A 15,191-nucleotide genomic window follows, 5' to 3' on the forward strand; every position below is an offset into this window, starting at 1 on the left:
CACTTTAACGGGCAGCAATGGACGACAAGCGGGGGTTTACATGAAATCAATCGTGGCGTTTTTGAATTTAACAATGACTGTATTGACGGCGCACGCTCAGCCGGACATGGTAGATACACTGGAACTGGGACACTCGATTGTGATGGTCACCACCGATCTGCCGGGAGGCTCCAACGGGCGGGGTTCTGGTGTGGTGGTCAGCCCTGAATATGTCGCCACCAATTGCCATGTGATTGCCAATAGTAACGGCGCCAATATCGCCAAATTCCGCGATGGCTACCAGCCAACCGGGCTCAAAGCCAACTGGCGGCGCGATCTGTGCCTGCTTAAATTCACACCGCTGCCGTTTAAACCTGTGGCCATGCGCGAAAGCAAAACCCTGCAATACGAAGAAGAAGTATTTACGCTGAGCTTCCCGGCTGGCTCGCCAGTGCCGCAAACATCTTATGGCACGATCAAAGGCATTTACGCTTACGATGGTAGCCGGATTGTGCGTTCCAGCGCGACTTTCGCCATGGGCTCCAGCGGCGGCGCCCTGTTTGACCAGAACTTCAACCTGATTGGCCTGACGACATTTAAAAGCCCTGGCCACCATGCGTTCTTCTACAGCTTACCTGTCGAATGGATCAAGGAGCTGATGGATAGCCCTGATGTGGTTTCATTGAAAACCCAGGAAGTACCTTTCTGGGCACTGCCCATCGCGGAAAGGCCCTATTTTATGCAGGTGGTGATCCCTTACCAGAATGAGGAATGGGCAACGCTGAAAACCATTGCCAGCGAGTGGAGCAGCAAAGAACCCGAATCGGCAGATGCCTGGTATTTTTTAGGCCTGGCGGAAGAAGGTTTGCTGCAACTGCCTCAGGCAGAAAAAGACTTTAAACGCGCTTATACCATTAACCCGCGTGACCTGGACGCGATGCTGGCCTTATCGCGCATCGCGCTCGTACAGAATAATCTGAGTGCGCTGGAATCCTTACAACCTGCCGTCTCGGCACTGGATAAAACCCAGGGGGATTTGATTGCACAGCAGATTACCAAACTCAAGCAGAGTAATTAACGCAAGCCGCTGAACGTTGAAAAGGCTTTTAGTCAACGCCTGCGCTTGTTACCGGCGCAGGCCGGTATGTCGGTATTGATCATGGCTAGGTAGGCGGGTTCAACCGAGTTAAGGACCAACTGGCCTGTCTCACCACCGCAAGCTACGGTGCCCGATATAAGCCATAATGGCAGTCGGCACCAGCATCCCCAGCACATACCAGACCGCGAGAAACGGTGCTGCCATTTCCGGGCAATGCAAGGCGTAGATGCTAGCGCCTGTACTGCCTGCCAGCCAGCCCGCAATCGCTCCAGTCAAGATTGGTCGTGTAGGCGCCAGGTTTTGTAACGCCAGCCATGTCAAAGCGGCAACGGGCAGTGCCAGGAATGTGATATTCATGATGCAGACGCGCCAGGTCTTACCCCATAGCATGGCCGCCTGCTGGCTTGCATCTGCGCCTGCCCAGGTCGCAATAGCCCATAGCCACAATGCCAGCACCGGCAGCGACAACACCCAATAACCCACTTTGGGAAACTTGCCCGGGCGAGACAAGCTGATGACAAACATCAGCGCCAGCAGTGCACTGGTAAGGGGCACGCCAAATTTCATCCAGAAAGCAAAGCTGGTACTCACTACGCGCAAATCGGGCCGGATGCCATAGATGGCGACCAGCAATATCAAAGAGATAACTGCCCCTGCCAGCAATGCCTGGCCTATGCTTTTTTCATTGGCATGCTGCGCGACAGGTTCTACCCCGGTCGACAGCATCTTGATTAATTCATCGGTTTTCATGCCTGCTCCTTCCACATGCTGGCCAGCGCTTTCATGCCGCGGTGCACACCCACTTTAATGGCAGAGATGGACATGCCTGTCATGGCGGCCGCCTCTGCCACAGATAGCCCTTCCAGCTTGGTATGCTGTATGGGCAAACGCTGATTGTCTGGCAATGATGCGAGCATCACGTCCAGGTCTTTCTTGGAGGCACTTGCCTCCTCATCACTCACCGCCGACCATTCCGCTTCGTCATCAAAAGGGTCATTCAGCGCTTCATGGTGCGAACGCCTGCGCATACAGTCGATCATTTTGTAGCGCGCAATTGCATATAGCCATGGCGTGAATGGCTCATCCCTCAGATAAGTATGGCGTTTGGTATGGATCGCCAGGAGTGTCTCCTGCAATAGATCCTCTATCTCATCGGGCGCATTGGTCAGGCGTCGCCTTAAATAGGCCCTGATCAACGAACTGGCACCTTGCAATAAACCCTGATACGCCTGGGCATCGCCATCCAGGGCATGCAGCATCAACGCACGCAGTTCTTCCTCACTCATCATTGATCTATTCGCTTATGAAGATATAAAGGTTACAGAAACTTTAAAAAAATATTTTTATCAGTGAGTGTAACCATAATCTGCACAGCCACGTATTAGCAAGAGAACATTGTGAATATTGCACCGCAACATGCACAATGCATCTCAACCTAAACAGGAGTTTTCAAAATGAATATCAAACAGTTAGCTGCACTTGCCACCACCATTATCGCCACCAGCGCTTTTGCCGGTAGCCCACCGGAGAAAAAATGTAGCGCCGGCACCTGCAGTAAAAAAGAAGTCTCTTCTGAGAAAAAAGAGGCTTCCTGCTCTAAAAAAGAAGCGGCTGGTGAGCAAAAAGAGGCCTCTTGTTCCAAAAAAGAATCTTCTTGCAGCAAAAAAGAAGCGTCCTGTTCTAAAAAATAATCACGCTTTTAGGAAGAAGGAAAATAACCATGGCAGGATTGGGTTACCGCACAGAGATGAATGAGTGGGAAGTATCAGCGATTGATGCCGATTTCTTTGAAGTCGCGCCTGAAAACTGGATACGCCGTGACAGGACGCCCCTCTACCAACTCATAGATGCAGGTCGTCCGGTCCGGCTGCATGGTGTTTCTTTAAATCTGGGAGGCACCGCGCCCATCCAGCATGCGTTTATCAAGAGCGTGCGCGAACTGATGCATGACCTGCAGGCCGAATATTACTCAGACCACCTGGCCGCCAGTGGCGACGCGCATCAGTTGTATGACCTGTTCCCGATTCCGTTTACTGATAGTGAAGTGATCCGTATCAGTGATCGCATCAAGCAGGTGCAGGATATATTGGGCACCAGGATGGCGGTAGAAAATACCACCTACTATACAAATATCGGCGATATGAGCGAGGCGGAATTCCTCATGCGCGTAGTGGAGCGGGCTGACTGCCATATTCTGCTAGATATCAACAATATCGCGGTCAATCATAAGAACCATCAGCTTGCCGGATTACGGCAATTTTTAGCCGAGGTAGACATGCACCGCGTGACTTATATGCACGTGGCAGGCCACGAATTTGATGAGCGCTTCGGGCTGTATATTGATACGCATAGCCAGCCTGTGGAAGCTGACACGCGAGAGGCGGCCCTAGCACTGCATCAGCAATATGACATCCCCATTTTGCTCGAGTGGGACAACGACATCCCCTCACTTGCCACTATTAACCAACAACTATCATGCCTGAAGACTTCTATCTCTATATAAGAGGCGCCACTGACGTCGTGCCACCCGGCTATACCGAAGCCGGCATGCGCGCCTATCGGCATCTGGTATTCCTGGGCGCCAGCCAGATGGTGGAAGCGCATTTTCCGGCTATCCGTGCGCAATTGGGTGAAGACGCATGGAAAACATTAATACAGGCATTCGTACGCCAGTCTGCCTGGACATCACATTATTATGGAGACCTTAAAGATGAGTTCCTTGCATTTTTGGCACGCGAAACTGATAGTCAACCTGCGTGATCTGGGCCTGTTAGCCCTCCGGCTATGGGCGGGGCAGGAATTTTTGCTGGCGGGCTATACCAAACTCAGTGGCGGCATTCATGCGCCGGAGTGGTTCAGTGGCCTGTCATTTCCTTTTCCGCTTTCGTTACTGGGTGCTGACCTCAACTGGGTGGTGGCGGGCACCGGCGAAATCGTGTTTGGATTTGCCTTATTAATAGGCTTTTATAGCCGATTGGCAGCGCTAGGTTTGCTATTTATCACCTTTGTCGCCATCTACACAGTGCATTTTGATCTAGGCTGGGCTGGCTGGAACCAGATCGACACCGAAGCCGGACTGGGATTTAAAGTACCACTGATGCTGGCGCTGATGTTGTTCACCATTTTGACGCAAGGTAGCGGACGCTACAGCGTGAAGGAGTCATCACCATGAAACGCATACAAGGTTTGAAAAGCGCATTATTGCTGTGCCTGTTTGTTTGTTTTTCTGTGCCAGCAAGTGCGGAAAGTACGCCGCCTCCCGACACGGTGGTCTTAGGCATGGGCTGCTTCTGGGGCGCCGAAAAACGCATGAGTGAAATCCCCGGCGTGATCAAAACCGAAGTCGGTTATGCCGGTGGCAGCAACCCCTCCCCCACTTATGAGTCAGTCTCTAAAGGAGGTCATTCTAACAAACCTGCCACACATGCCGAGGCGCTAAAAGTCACTTACGACAGCCGTGTGACTTCGCTGGACAAAGTACTTGCGGCGTTTTGGCAGAATCATGACCCTACCCAGGGCAACCGCCAGGGTAATGATGTGGGCTCCAACTATCGCAGTGCGATTTTTTACAGCTCGGGCAGTCAGCAAAAGGCGGCCCTGCAAACCCGTGATATTTACCAGCAGGCTTTAAGTAAAGCCGGTTTAGGCAAGATCACCACTGAGATCACGCCGCTGAAAGCGTTTTACCCGGCGGAAAGCTATCACCAGCAGTACCTGAAGAAAAACCCGAATGGCTATTGCGGCCTGGGCGGCACTGGCGTGGCTTTTCCTGGCAATAGCGTGGCTGCGCCAATTGCCATTGCGCCGCTGGATGGCAAGAAACTGGCAACCCAGCAACTGGTGGTGTTCGAGTCTGAAGTATGCAATTTTTGCAAAGCATTTGAAAAAGACATCATGAGCCAGTGGAAATCCGATGTTGGCATCACTAAAACTTACGCGACCCAGGCCCCTGCTAGCTGGGCACTGAAGGAGGATCTATGGGCAACACCTACTATCGTCCTGTTTGAAAACGGCAAGGAAGCAGCACGTTACACCGGCTATGATGGCAATAAACTGCGTTTCTGGCGCTGGTTGGGCGCGCAAACTCAGTCCCGAGCAAAGAAAAATCGCCTTCGAGAAAGGCACAGAGATGCCGTTCACCGGCTCTAATCTGGATAATCACGCCGCCGGTTATTATGTTGACCCGGTATCAGGTGAGCGCTTATTCCGCAGTGACAAAAAATTTAATAGCGGCACCGGCTGGCCGAGTTTCTTTGACCCATTGCCCGGCGCACTGGTATTAAAAGAAGACATAAGCCATGGCGCACGCCGCACAGAAGTATTAAGCGCCAGTTCAGGTATCCATCTGGGCCATGTGTTTGATGATGGCCCGCCGCCGACTGGTAAGCGCTATTGCATTAACAGTGCAGTTTTGAAATTTGTGCCTGATAAAAAGGATAAGACTATTTAAAGCTAGCGCGAGTCTATTCAAAATCAAATCGTTTAAAGTGACGCGACATGATTAATAATATGGCCTTCGCTAATTTGCAAGGATATTTGTGACAGAGACTGCGCAGCAATCGCTTATTGTCGGGATTTTACTGGCAGGCGGGTTTTCACGCCGTTTTGGCCAGCAGGATAAGCTGCTGCATCCACTAGCCCATGGCTTATCTGTCGCCGAAACTGCTGCTCGCGCATTCATAGACGCCTTGCCCAACGCAGTGTCCGTAGTGCGGCAAGAGAATACGGTGTTGCAACAGGCGCTGGTGACTCAGGGTTATCGAGTCACACCCTGCGAGGCAAAGGCGACGGAGATGGCAGATAGCCTGAAACTGGGTGTGCGTGCTGCCCAGGCTGCTTTTCCTGACGCCACCGGCTTTGTCATCGCACTGGCGGATATGCCTTTTATCCAGCCAGTCACCATCCGAAAAGTCGCGGATCAATTGAAGTTTTCTGCCATCGTGCAACCCACATGTAACGGCCAGCGCGGGCATCCGGTTGGCTTTGCCAGCCGGTTTGCGCAGGCACTGCTTGCGGTGAGTGGTGACCAGGGCGCACGCGAAGTGTTACGCGCCCATCAACATGAAGTGTGTTTGCTAGCCTGCGATGATGAGGGCATTTTGCAGGATATTGATACCCCGGCAGATTTGCCTTGATTCAGGCAACAGCCCTGGTTTGGCCTGCTTGAGAGAGACCTGCCTGTTGCACTTGCGAGCGTTCCTGTATCAGTTCGGCCAGTATCGCTACCGCAATCTCGGCAGGGGTGCGGCTGCCTATCCTGAGCCCGACCGGTCCATGCAAACGGTTGACTTCCTGCTCGCTTAAATCAAAACTGCGCAGTCGCTGCTTGCGCTTTTCCTGGTTTTTCACGGCACCCAGCGCACCAATATAAAACGCCTGTGATTTCAATGCTTCCAGCAAGGCCATATCATCCAGTTTCGGGTCATGCGTGACGGCGACTATGGCAGTATGCGGGTCAGGTGCGATCTCCAGTACCACATCATCCGGCATGCCGGGCAACCAGTCGGCGCCTTCTACATGCCATTCGGCGTGCATTTCTTCACGCGGATCACAGATCATGACATGAAAATCCAGCGCCTGCGCCATGGCGGCCAGCACTGAACCTAACTGGTTGGCACCTATGATCAGCAGTCGCCATTGCGGCCCGAAATAGCTGTGGAACCAGTCGGCTTCCAGGTAAGGCTGGCCTTCTGGCAATACATAGTGATGGCGCACTTCACCGCTGTTTAAATGTACCGAGCGCTTCAGCAAGCGGCGTTGTGACAGGCTTTCCAGCATGGGTGCCAATTGCGATGCTTGGCTGAGCGGCTCGCAAAAAATCCTGAGTTGCCCGCCGCAGGGGATACCAAAGCGCTGGGCCTCTGCCTGATTGACGCCATATTCCAGGATCGCTGGCTGCTCGGGTAGCTCATGATGCTTGGCTTTATCGGCCAGGTCATCTTCAATACAGCCACCAGATACTGACCCTACCAGATGCCCGTCCTCGCGCACCACCAGAATAGCGCCCGGCAGGCGGGGCGCGGAGCCCCAGGTCTGGATAACGGTAAACAAATGCGCGCGATAGCCTTGTTGCAGCCAGTCGCTGGCGCGCTGCAAGACTTCGTGATCAGAAGATTGCATGCGCGGTTAAGCCAGCTGGTCACCGATCGGCAGGCGGCGTATGCGTTTGCCGGTGGCCGCAAATACGGCGTTAGCCACCGCTGGCGCCAGCGGTGGTACGCCCGGCTCACCGACACCACCCATTTTCTCGTTACTTTGCACAATATGCACTTCTACTTTGGGCATATCTTTCATGCGCAGCACCTGATAATCGTGGAAATTGGATTGCACCACCTGGCCGTCTTTAAAACTGATCTCGCTGGTCAGCGCCGCGCCTAGCGCATAGGCCACGGAAGATTCCATTTGTGCCTGTACACCATCAGGATTCACCGCCAGGCCGCAATCAATGGCGACCACCACGCGATGCACTTTGACTTCACCTTCTGTCACCGACACTTCTGCCACCTGTGCCACATAACTGCCAAAAGATTCATGTACAGCAATGCCGCGGAACACCCCGGCTGGCAATGGCTTGCCCCAGCTGGCTTTATCTGCCGCCAGGTTGAGTGCCGCCAGATGACGTGGATGATCCTTCAGTAACTGGCGTCTGTAGGCCAGTGGATCCTGCTTCGCTGCATGTGCCAGTTCGTCGATCAGACTTTCCATTACAAACCCGGAGTGGCTATGCCCGACCGAGCGCCACCACAACACAGGGATATCACTTTGCACCGAATGCAGATGTACCTGATGATTAGCCGTGCCTTTGACATAAGGCGAATCTGCCACGCCTTCTACCGAGGTCGCATCAATGCCATCCTTGATCATGACCCCTTCAAACGGCGTGCCTTTGATAATGGATTGGCCGACCAGTGTGTGCTGCCATGCCAGTGGTTTGCCCTGCTTATCGAGCGCGATACTCGCGCGATGCACAAACATCGGGCGGTAAAAGCCGCCTTTGACATCATCTTCACGGCTCCACACGGTTTTCACCGGCAAGCCCGCCGCTTTGGCAACTTCCACTGCTTCTGAAACAAAGTCTGCCCGCGGATTCGCACGACGGCCAAAACCGCCACCAAGGAACTGGGTATGGATATTCACCTGCTCAGGTTTCAACCCCAGTATTTTGGCCGCAGCCGCCTGATCGGTAGTTTGCATCTGGGTACCGGTCCAGATCTCGCAACCTTTGTCAGTGATCTTCACTGCGCAATTCAAAGGCTCCATAGGCGCGTGCGAGAGGAAAGGCAATACGTATTCGGCAGTTAAGGTTTGCGCGGCCTGTTTACCGGCACTGGCAATATCACCCGCCTTCGCGGCCTGTACGCCAGGCTTCTGCGCCAGCGCCTGATATTCTTTGAGTAATTGCGCAGTATCCGGTTTGTCATGGTTGGCTAAATCCCACTCCAGCTTCAGCGCTTCACGACCCTGCTTGGCAGCCCAGTAGTGTTCGGCAATCACGGCAGCACCTGTCGGCACTTTGACGACCTTGATCACGCCCGGAATCTTGCGTGTAGCCGTATCATCATACGATTTAAGTTTGGTGCCAAACACCGGCGCGCGCGCCACCATGGCGATCTTCAGACCATCAAATTGCACATCCTGGCCAAACTTGGCAACACCGTTAATCTTGTCGGCACTATCCAGGCGCTTGGTTGGTTTGCCGATAAACTTCCATTGTTCCGGTTTTTTCAGCGTGACATTTTTCGGGGTTTCCAGCGTACTGGCGGTTTCCACCAGTTGCCCGTAACTCAGTTTTTTTGTGCCATTGATCACATATCCATTTTCGGTACGCAGGCTTTCCACCGGCACCTGCCATTGCTTGGCGGCAGCTTGCAATAGCAAGGCACGGGTCAATGCACCCGCCTGGCGATAGCGCTCAAATTCAGACCAGGTGGTCGATGACCCGCCGGTGATCTGAATACCATACGCGGTGTGGACGTATGCCGGTGCTGCAGGTGCGTGCTCAACCCTGATTTTGCTCCAGTCGGCATCCAGTTCGTCGGCGATCAGCATGGACAACGTGGTCCAGATACCCTGCCCCATTTCACTGTGCGCAAGCAAGACGGTAATACTGTCATCCGCACCTATTTTAAGAAACGCATTCGGCGGCGGTAGCTTGAGCGATTCGGCGGCATTAGCCACAGCCATAAACCGTTTTGCCTGCGGAATCGTAAATGCCACCACCAGACCACCGGCCACCAGCGCAGTGGTTTTAATAAAACTGCGCCGGGAAAGATTCATCACTTCACTCATCATCGCTCTCCTTAAGCCAGTTTTTCGGCAGCTTGGTGTATCGCTACGCGTATGCGTTGATACGTCCCGCAACGGCAGATATTGCCACTCATGGCGGCATCGATATCGGCGTCGCTAGGTTTGGGGTTTTGCCTGAGCAAAGAGGCGGCCGACATGATCTGGCCAGACTGGCAATAACCGCATTGCACGACATCGATCTGTTGCCAGGCGGCTTGCACGGCCTGGCCGACTTTGTCATCCTGCATGGCTTCAATGGTGGTGATTTTTTTACCGGCGGCGGCGCTCACTGGCGTTACGCAGGAGCGGATAGCCTGACCATCCAGGTGCACCGTACACGCGCCGCACATGGCCATGCCACAGCCAAACTTGGTACCGGTCAAACCGGCGATATCGCGAATCGCCCATAAAATGGGCATATCATCGCTGACGTTTAATTCTGTTTCTTTGCCATTGATATTGAGTTTCATGGGGTAAGGGTTCCTTGGTGACGGACGTTAGTGACAGACGTTCAGGTCAGTGTGCGAAACCCTGCTGTGGAGTCTCATCTTTATGAAACCATCCTAACATACATGGTTGTATGTATGAACAGATTTAGCCGGATAATTCAGAAAAATTCATTCCATCCAGACTTTTATCAAGTGAGATGAGAAGAGGTTTTCCCATGCCGGAAATCAGTCATGTCGTAATGACTACTGAATCCTGACGCGCAGATTGTTGCCGGTAAGCGCGAGGCGACTGCCCGAAGCGCTGCTTAAAGACGCGACTGAAATGCGAAAAATCATTAAACCCGCTCGCCAATGCAATCTCTGAAACGCTGCGGTGCTGCCAGTTGCTGCGGGTCAGCAATTGAGCACTATGTGCCAGCCTCTGTTGCCAGACATAACGCATCAACGCCGTGTGTTCTTCGGCAAATAACTGGTTGATATAGCGGCTCGATAAGCCATTGGCAGCCGCCACCATTTCACTATTTAACTCACCATCCTGCAAATGACTGGCAACCCATTGCTTGACCTTGAGCAAGGAGAGCGCGCGGCTGTGTGACAGATGCAAGTCGGGCTCGACCAGTTCACGCAAGGTCAGCCCGAGCAGCTCAACCACACTATGCGCGCTGGCATTGAAACTCTGCGTTGAAAGCTGGTGTAACTGCTGGCTCAGGTTTTGAATAAGCGGTGACAGCATGGCACCCATGCCTTGTTCACCGTGCAAACGCATGGCAGTGTAATGCCCGGCGACGGGTAACTGCCGGTGTAACAAGGCACGCGGAATCGCCACGATCAGCTTGGAAAACGCTTCCGGGCAATGAATACGGTGTGGTCGCGTGGCATCGTAGAGCGTCATATCGCCAGGTTTGAGAAAGACTTCCCTGCCCTGTTGCTGCAAGACATAACGCCCTTTGAGCAACAATACTGCGAAATAATTATCCAGCTCGGGATGGCTGATTTCACGCGCACCGCGCTCTATGGTGATGCTGTTGGAATGAATGACCGATAACTGTAGATCCTGCCACGGGTAGAGCGTCATTTCATTAAACAGGGGCGCAGTCGCGGGCGGGATGATCTCCACATCGGCATATTCGCGGCCTATGACTTCGCGCAGCCAGGCTTTACGATGCCAGGGCTGGATATCTTCAGTTGAGAACCTGCGGCCGATGTCAGCGACGACTTGCATTGTCATAGCGTGCTCCCTTCACCCCATGCTATCTTATTTGATGCAGATTTAGTCACAACCCTCGCCGTAGCGCAAGCAAGCCAGTTCCGTTTCAGTCAACTTTCAATACTGCCTCAGGCTAGCCTGTCGCGTGTGGCGGGCTATGCTAGTCACTCACATTCAAAGGGGGAAATATGACAACACTTAAATCATCTGAACAAGCTCACCGCATGCTACTGCGTGGCGCGGCGTGCTGGTTGATCATGGCACTGATACTGGCCTGGTGCATGGTGGGCCTTAATTTTGGGGTAGCGCCTTTTAAAGCCGTGTTTGCCGGAAAATTCACGCGCCTGTTGCAGGCGCATATTGATTTCTTGCTCATGACAGCGCTGATTTTCGGCATTGCCGCCACGCGCACGCCGCTGCCCTGGCATGTGCGCTGGGCAATGGTGATAGGCGCTTTCACCAATTCCAGCCTGTTTTTGCTGATGGCGATCTTTCCCGGGCTGGATACCCCGGAAGTACCGCCACCCATGCTATTTCAATACTTTCTGTTTGCCAGCCTGTTAACCACCAGTTATGGCTTTGGTAAGGCGTCGGTATTGGTACTGAAAGCTACGTTTAACCGCGATTAAAGCCAGCCCTGCCGTTCTGCCAGTGTGTACAGCCCCATCCCGGCCAGCATACTGGCAGCGAATATCCACACGGCACTGCTTCCAACCAACACCGAAGCCACCGCCGGGCCGGGACAAAAACCAGCCAGGCCCCAGCCTATGCCAAAGAGCACCGCACCGATCACAAGTGGCCGGTCTATGCCTGTCGTTTTTGGCAAATCGATAGACAAACCCAACACACTCCAGGTGCGCTGTTTGGCCTCGCGAAAGGCAAAATAGCCGATGGCGATGGCGCCCAGCATGACAAAAGCCAGTGAAGGATCCCAGTCACCGGTGAGATCCAGAAATGCCAGCACTTTGGCCGGGTTAGTCATACCCCCTATGATCAGGCCTAACCCGAAAATCAGCCCGGCCAGCAATGCAATCAAGTTCACCATATTGTGCGTCCTCATATGTGTTTTTCTCTCAAGCTTGTAACAAATGACGGCTGACCCCCACCACCAGGATGGCAACCAGCATAAAGGTCAGCGTAGCCACCAGCGAACGCAGTGACAAGCGCGATAAGCCGCAGACGCCATGGCCGCTGGTACAACCTGAGCCCAGGCGCGTGCCAAAACCGACCAGCAGACCTGCCAGCACCAAAACCGGCAACCCGGCTTCAATCTGCACGGCCGGCAGTGGTGTGAATACTTGATAAACCAATGGCGAGACCAGCAGGCCAATGACAAACGCCAGCCGCCATGCTTTATCACTGGCATTCCCCGACCAGAGCTGCCCGACAATGCCGCTGATGCCTGCCACTTTGCCCAGCCAGCGGATTAACAACAGGGTGGAGAAACCGATCAGTAAGCCACCGATCAGGGATTGCCAGGGTGTAAAGTTGCTCATAGCGAAAGCTCTTGGTTAATGTGGGTTGATATGCCAGCGGTACGCAACATTAATCTTCTTCGTCTGTGGTCTCCAGGCTTTGCCGTGGCAGGTTCTGGTTACACTCAAAACCCACCTTTTCCATGGCAATGCGGAATTCGCAACTGGCTAAATGCCCTTCCAGCCGACCGTTGATCTTGGTGGTTTCCTGCTTGCAGAACGCGCAGCGATAGCGATGCGCCTGGCCCTCGAAATGCTCTTGCGGATAGTCGATATAAAAAAGCTTTTTCATCACTTTCCCCCAACATGGCTTATGGTGTCTCTATCCTACGCCGGGTTTTGCTTGCCGACAACACACAAAAAATTGTGTTTGTCACGCATATTCAAGCACTTCAGGTAACGCCCTTATTTTAATCACCCCTTAATTATCTTATATAATCAATATGTTACAGCATCCACCCACAGCACATCCCAAAAGTTATCCACAAAAAATGTGGATTCACGCCATCTTCAACCGCGGGTGTGCAAAGCCGCGATTTCCTGGATATCCAGGTCGCGCTCCATCATATGCAGTAATTCATCATGAATCTGCCCAGAGCGGTGCAACCTGAGCAGCTCTTCGCGCCCGGCCGCCACCGCCGCCAATACCACATCAAAATGGGCTTTGCGTACATCGGCAGGCAATGCATGTGCGTCTTTCAAGGTGTGGGATAAATTGGCACGGTAGCCATATTGCTCCAGCAAGCGCGGATGTATCACTTCGCCAGTCTCGTCATGCGCCAGTTGTTTGACAACCTCAAACTGCACGGCTTCGAGCTTGGCCCAGGTTTGCGGCTCGTTGAGATACATTTGCTCATGCGCCACGTGTTTGATCTTGAGCACGCGGATCAACCAGCCTATGCTGGTCCCCTGCACCAGCACGGTCACCAGAATCACGGCAAACGCACATAACAACATCAGGTCACGCCCCGGCACTTGCGCGGGCACAGCCAACGCCGCTGCCAGCGTGACCACGCCACGCATGCCTGCCCAGCTTTTAATAAATGATTCGCGCCAGTTAGTCTGTAAATGCGTTTTTTGCGGATGCTGCTTGAACAGCCTGGCGATGGCGTCTACCGCAAAAATCCACACGAACCGCGAGATAATCACGACGCCCAGCACCAGCAGCACTTCAACACTGTAAGCCGCCCATGATTTTTCGGCGTGCTCTATCCGCTCCCATACACCGCGCAAGGATAACCCGATCAGGATAAACACCAGTGACTCCAGTATGAATATCATGATCTCCCAAAAGGCACTGCCGCGCCTGCGGGCGGTGGCGGTCATGATTTCGTGCTGGTACCAGCCCAGCATCATGCCGTAAGTCACAGTGGCAATCACGCCAGAAACGCCCAAGTGTTCGCCAACGACATAACAGATCCAGCCCGGCAACGCCGAGGCCAGGATCATCAATGCCGTATCTTCCAGGTAGCCGATGATTTTATAGACCAGATAACCGAAAGCCGCACCCAGCAACACGCCGCCAACGCTGAGCAATACAAAGTCTCCCAAAGCACTTTGCATGGAAAACACCCCGGTCAACACCACGGCGATCGAAAACTTGTACAACACCAGGCCGGTAGCGTCATTGAGCAGGCTCTCACCTTCAAGCAACACCATCAATTTGCGCGGCAACGCGACCCGCTGCAACACGGCCTTGGCCGCAATCGCATCCGGCGGTGACACAATCGCCCCCAGCGCGAAACATACCGCCCATGGCAAGCTTGGGTTCCAGGCATGCAAGGCAAGGCCTACCACCAGCGTCGTGAACATCACCGCGCCTATGGCTAACAACAGGATGCCCGTCAGATGGCGGCGGAATTCATGCCAGACAGTGAAATAAGCGCCATCCATCAGCAAAGGCGGTAAAAACACCACCAACACCAGCGCAGGGTCGATCTCAAATGCGGGTAATCCCGGTAAAAAAGCAATGATCGCCCCACCGACCAGCTGCGCTACGGCGGGAGGCAGGCGGAGTTTTTTGGCGACGAGTTCCAGGCCGATAATGGCGACCAGAAACAACAGAATCAGGTTGAAATAGAATTCATTGGTCATAAAGATTTTTCAATATTGAACAGCTGTTGGTACAACGGCAAAGTATAGATATTACCTTTAATCCTGGGATTTTATGTGGATGCTTAATCGCTCGTATTAGTGGAGGATGTCACAGCGGTTTCGTGCGTTTGAGATACGGGGGATTATGTGAGAAACAGATACTCTTTTTTACTGATTGTCATTCTGGCGTAGGCCAGTATCCAGACGAGGCCGATGCTTAGCATGGTTGCAATAAGGAGCAAGCGTTCCACTTGCTAGAAGTTTTAATCGGTATTTCTTTGGGTGGTTAAGCGTACGATTTCGCTGCTCCATTGCACCACTGCTTTTCGCCTTTAGGCGACCCTCTTTCTTATGCTTGTCCATAAGAAAGAAGGCAAAGAACAAGACACCCTAGCTTCCGCTTATGTCCTGCGTTGCTCATCAAAATAAGCGGTCGCGAAACTCGCCCTAGCGGCTTACACACAACGCAAGCCACCGCGGAACTCAGACAGTCGCTCCCTTCCTCCTTATTTTGACTGCGCTACTCGGCGCGTCAGATAGGGGCCCGATTTAAACCACCACGATGGAATGTTGGTTAACAGCATGGCATTCAGGGCGCTAAG

General features: G+C 53.2%; 19 protein-coding genes. 9 read left to right on the top strand and 10 right to left on the bottom strand.

Annotated elements, in window-relative coordinates:
• The first annotated feature begins 40 nt into the window (after positions 1-40).
• A complete protein-coding gene (locus ACTS9Y_RS05015) occupies positions 41-1,057 on the top strand; it encodes a trypsin-like peptidase domain-containing protein (protein ID WP_442584879.1) in 1,017 nt (338 codons plus the stop codon).
• Between the two features lie 129 nt (positions 1,058-1,186).
• Here ACTS9Y_RS05015 and ACTS9Y_RS05020 read toward each other — a convergent pair whose 3' ends face one another.
• Together ACTS9Y_RS05020 and ACTS9Y_RS05025 are read right to left on the bottom strand one after the other, a co-directional pair.
• Entirely contained in the window at positions 1,187-1,828 is a 642-nt protein-coding gene (locus ACTS9Y_RS05020) for a DUF1109 domain-containing protein (protein WP_442584880.1), read from the bottom strand.
• Entirely contained in the window at positions 1,825-2,367 is a 543-nt protein-coding gene (locus ACTS9Y_RS05025; RefSeq protein ID WP_442584881.1) for a sigma-70 family RNA polymerase sigma factor, read from the bottom strand. Before ACTS9Y_RS05025 ends, ACTS9Y_RS05020 begins: the two co-directional genes overlap by 4 nt.
• 165 nt (positions 2,368-2,532) lie before the next feature.
• Here ACTS9Y_RS05025 and ACTS9Y_RS05030 point away from each other — a divergent pair, with 165 nt between their 5' ends.
• The 7 genes from ACTS9Y_RS05030 to ACTS9Y_RS05060 all read left to right on the top strand — a co-directional run bounded on the left by ACTS9Y_RS05030 (position 2,533) and on the right by ACTS9Y_RS05060 (position 6,213).
• Complete coding sequence (locus tag ACTS9Y_RS05030) at positions 2,533-2,769, top strand: hypothetical protein (RefSeq protein WP_442584882.1); 237 nt, start codon at positions 2,533-2,535, stop codon at positions 2,767-2,769.
• 29 nt (positions 2,770-2,798) lie between these two features.
• The gene (locus ACTS9Y_RS05035) at positions 2,799-3,581 is read left to right on the top strand and encodes a DUF692 domain-containing protein (protein WP_442584883.1); all 783 of its coding nucleotides are present in this window, start codon (positions 2,799-2,801) and stop codon (positions 3,579-3,581) included.
• Complete coding sequence (locus tag ACTS9Y_RS05040; protein WP_442584884.1) at positions 3,554-3,838, top strand: HvfC/BufC family peptide modification chaperone; 285 nt, start codon at positions 3,554-3,556, stop codon at positions 3,836-3,838. Before ACTS9Y_RS05035 ends, ACTS9Y_RS05040 begins: the two co-directional genes overlap by 28 nt.
• Entirely contained in the window at positions 3,789-4,250 is a 462-nt protein-coding gene (locus ACTS9Y_RS05045; RefSeq protein WP_442584885.1) for a DoxX family protein, read from the top strand. Before ACTS9Y_RS05040 ends, ACTS9Y_RS05045 begins: the two co-directional genes overlap by 50 nt.
• Positions 4,247-5,227: a peptide-methionine (S)-S-oxide reductase MsrA gene (gene msrA, locus ACTS9Y_RS05050; RefSeq protein WP_442584886.1), complete on the top strand. Its 981-nt coding sequence runs from the start codon at positions 4,247-4,249 to the stop codon at positions 5,225-5,227. Before ACTS9Y_RS05045 ends, msrA begins: the two co-directional genes overlap by 4 nt.
• Positions 5,121-5,528 (top strand): peptide-methionine (R)-S-oxide reductase MsrB, encoded by a 408-nt coding sequence (gene msrB, locus ACTS9Y_RS05055; RefSeq protein WP_442584887.1) that lies wholly within the window; start codon positions 5,121-5,123, stop codon positions 5,526-5,528. Before msrA ends, msrB begins: the two co-directional genes overlap by 107 nt.
• 88 nt (positions 5,529-5,616) lie before the next feature.
• A complete protein-coding gene (locus tag ACTS9Y_RS05060) occupies positions 5,617-6,213 on the top strand; it encodes a nucleotidyltransferase family protein (protein WP_442584888.1) in 597 nt (198 codons plus the stop codon).
• Between the two features lies 1 nt (position 6,214).
• Here ACTS9Y_RS05060 and ACTS9Y_RS05065 read toward each other — a convergent pair whose 3' ends face one another.
• The 4 genes from ACTS9Y_RS05065 to ACTS9Y_RS05080 all read right to left on the bottom strand — a co-directional run bounded on the left by ACTS9Y_RS05065 (position 6,215) and on the right by ACTS9Y_RS05080 (position 11,041).
• Positions 6,215-7,198 (bottom strand): XdhC family protein, encoded by a 984-nt coding sequence (locus ACTS9Y_RS05065; protein ID WP_442584889.1) that lies wholly within the window; start codon positions 7,196-7,198, stop codon positions 6,215-6,217.
• Between the two features lie 6 nt (positions 7,199-7,204).
• Entirely contained in the window at positions 7,205-9,367 is a 2,163-nt protein-coding gene (locus ACTS9Y_RS05070; RefSeq protein ID WP_442584890.1) for a molybdopterin cofactor-binding domain-containing protein, read from the bottom strand.
• 11 nt (positions 9,368-9,378) lie between these two features.
• The gene (locus tag ACTS9Y_RS05075) at positions 9,379-9,834 is read right to left on the bottom strand and encodes a (2Fe-2S)-binding protein (RefSeq protein WP_442584891.1); all 456 of its coding nucleotides are present in this window, start codon (positions 9,832-9,834) and stop codon (positions 9,379-9,381) included.
• 208 nt (positions 9,835-10,042) lie between these two features.
• Positions 10,043-11,041: a helix-turn-helix domain-containing protein gene (locus tag ACTS9Y_RS05080; protein WP_442584892.1), complete on the bottom strand. Its 999-nt coding sequence runs from the start codon at positions 11,039-11,041 to the stop codon at positions 10,043-10,045.
• A 167-nt stretch (positions 11,042-11,208) separates the two neighbouring features.
• Here ACTS9Y_RS05080 and ACTS9Y_RS05085 point away from each other — a divergent pair, with 167 nt between their 5' ends.
• Entirely contained in the window at positions 11,209-11,649 is a 441-nt protein-coding gene (locus ACTS9Y_RS05085) for a hypothetical protein (RefSeq protein WP_442584893.1), read from the top strand.
• On the opposite strand, the gene ACTS9Y_RS05090 is transcribed toward ACTS9Y_RS05085, so the two are convergent.
• The 4 genes from ACTS9Y_RS05090 to ACTS9Y_RS05105 form a co-directional block, all read right to left on the bottom strand.
• A complete protein-coding gene (locus ACTS9Y_RS05090; RefSeq protein WP_442584894.1) occupies positions 11,646-12,065 on the bottom strand; it encodes a DUF6691 family protein in 420 nt (139 codons plus the stop codon). The genes ACTS9Y_RS05085 and ACTS9Y_RS05090 overlap by 4 nt on opposite strands.
• Positions 12,066-12,093: 28 nt before the next feature.
• A complete protein-coding gene (locus ACTS9Y_RS05095; protein ID WP_442584895.1) occupies positions 12,094-12,516 on the bottom strand; it encodes a YeeE/YedE family protein in 423 nt (140 codons plus the stop codon).
• 49 nt (positions 12,517-12,565) lie between these two features.
• A complete protein-coding gene (locus ACTS9Y_RS05100) occupies positions 12,566-12,787 on the bottom strand; it encodes a hypothetical protein (RefSeq protein ID WP_442584896.1) in 222 nt (73 codons plus the stop codon).
• Positions 12,788-13,005: 218 nt separating this feature from the next.
• Entirely contained in the window at positions 13,006-14,589 is a 1,584-nt protein-coding gene (locus tag ACTS9Y_RS05105) for a Na+/H+ antiporter (protein WP_442584897.1), read from the bottom strand.
• Positions 14,590-15,191: the final 602 nt, after the last annotated feature.

It is taken from the genome of Methylophilus sp., from assembly GCF_052173275.1.
Classification (GTDB): Bacteria; Pseudomonadota; Gammaproteobacteria; order Burkholderiales; family Methylophilaceae; genus Methylophilus.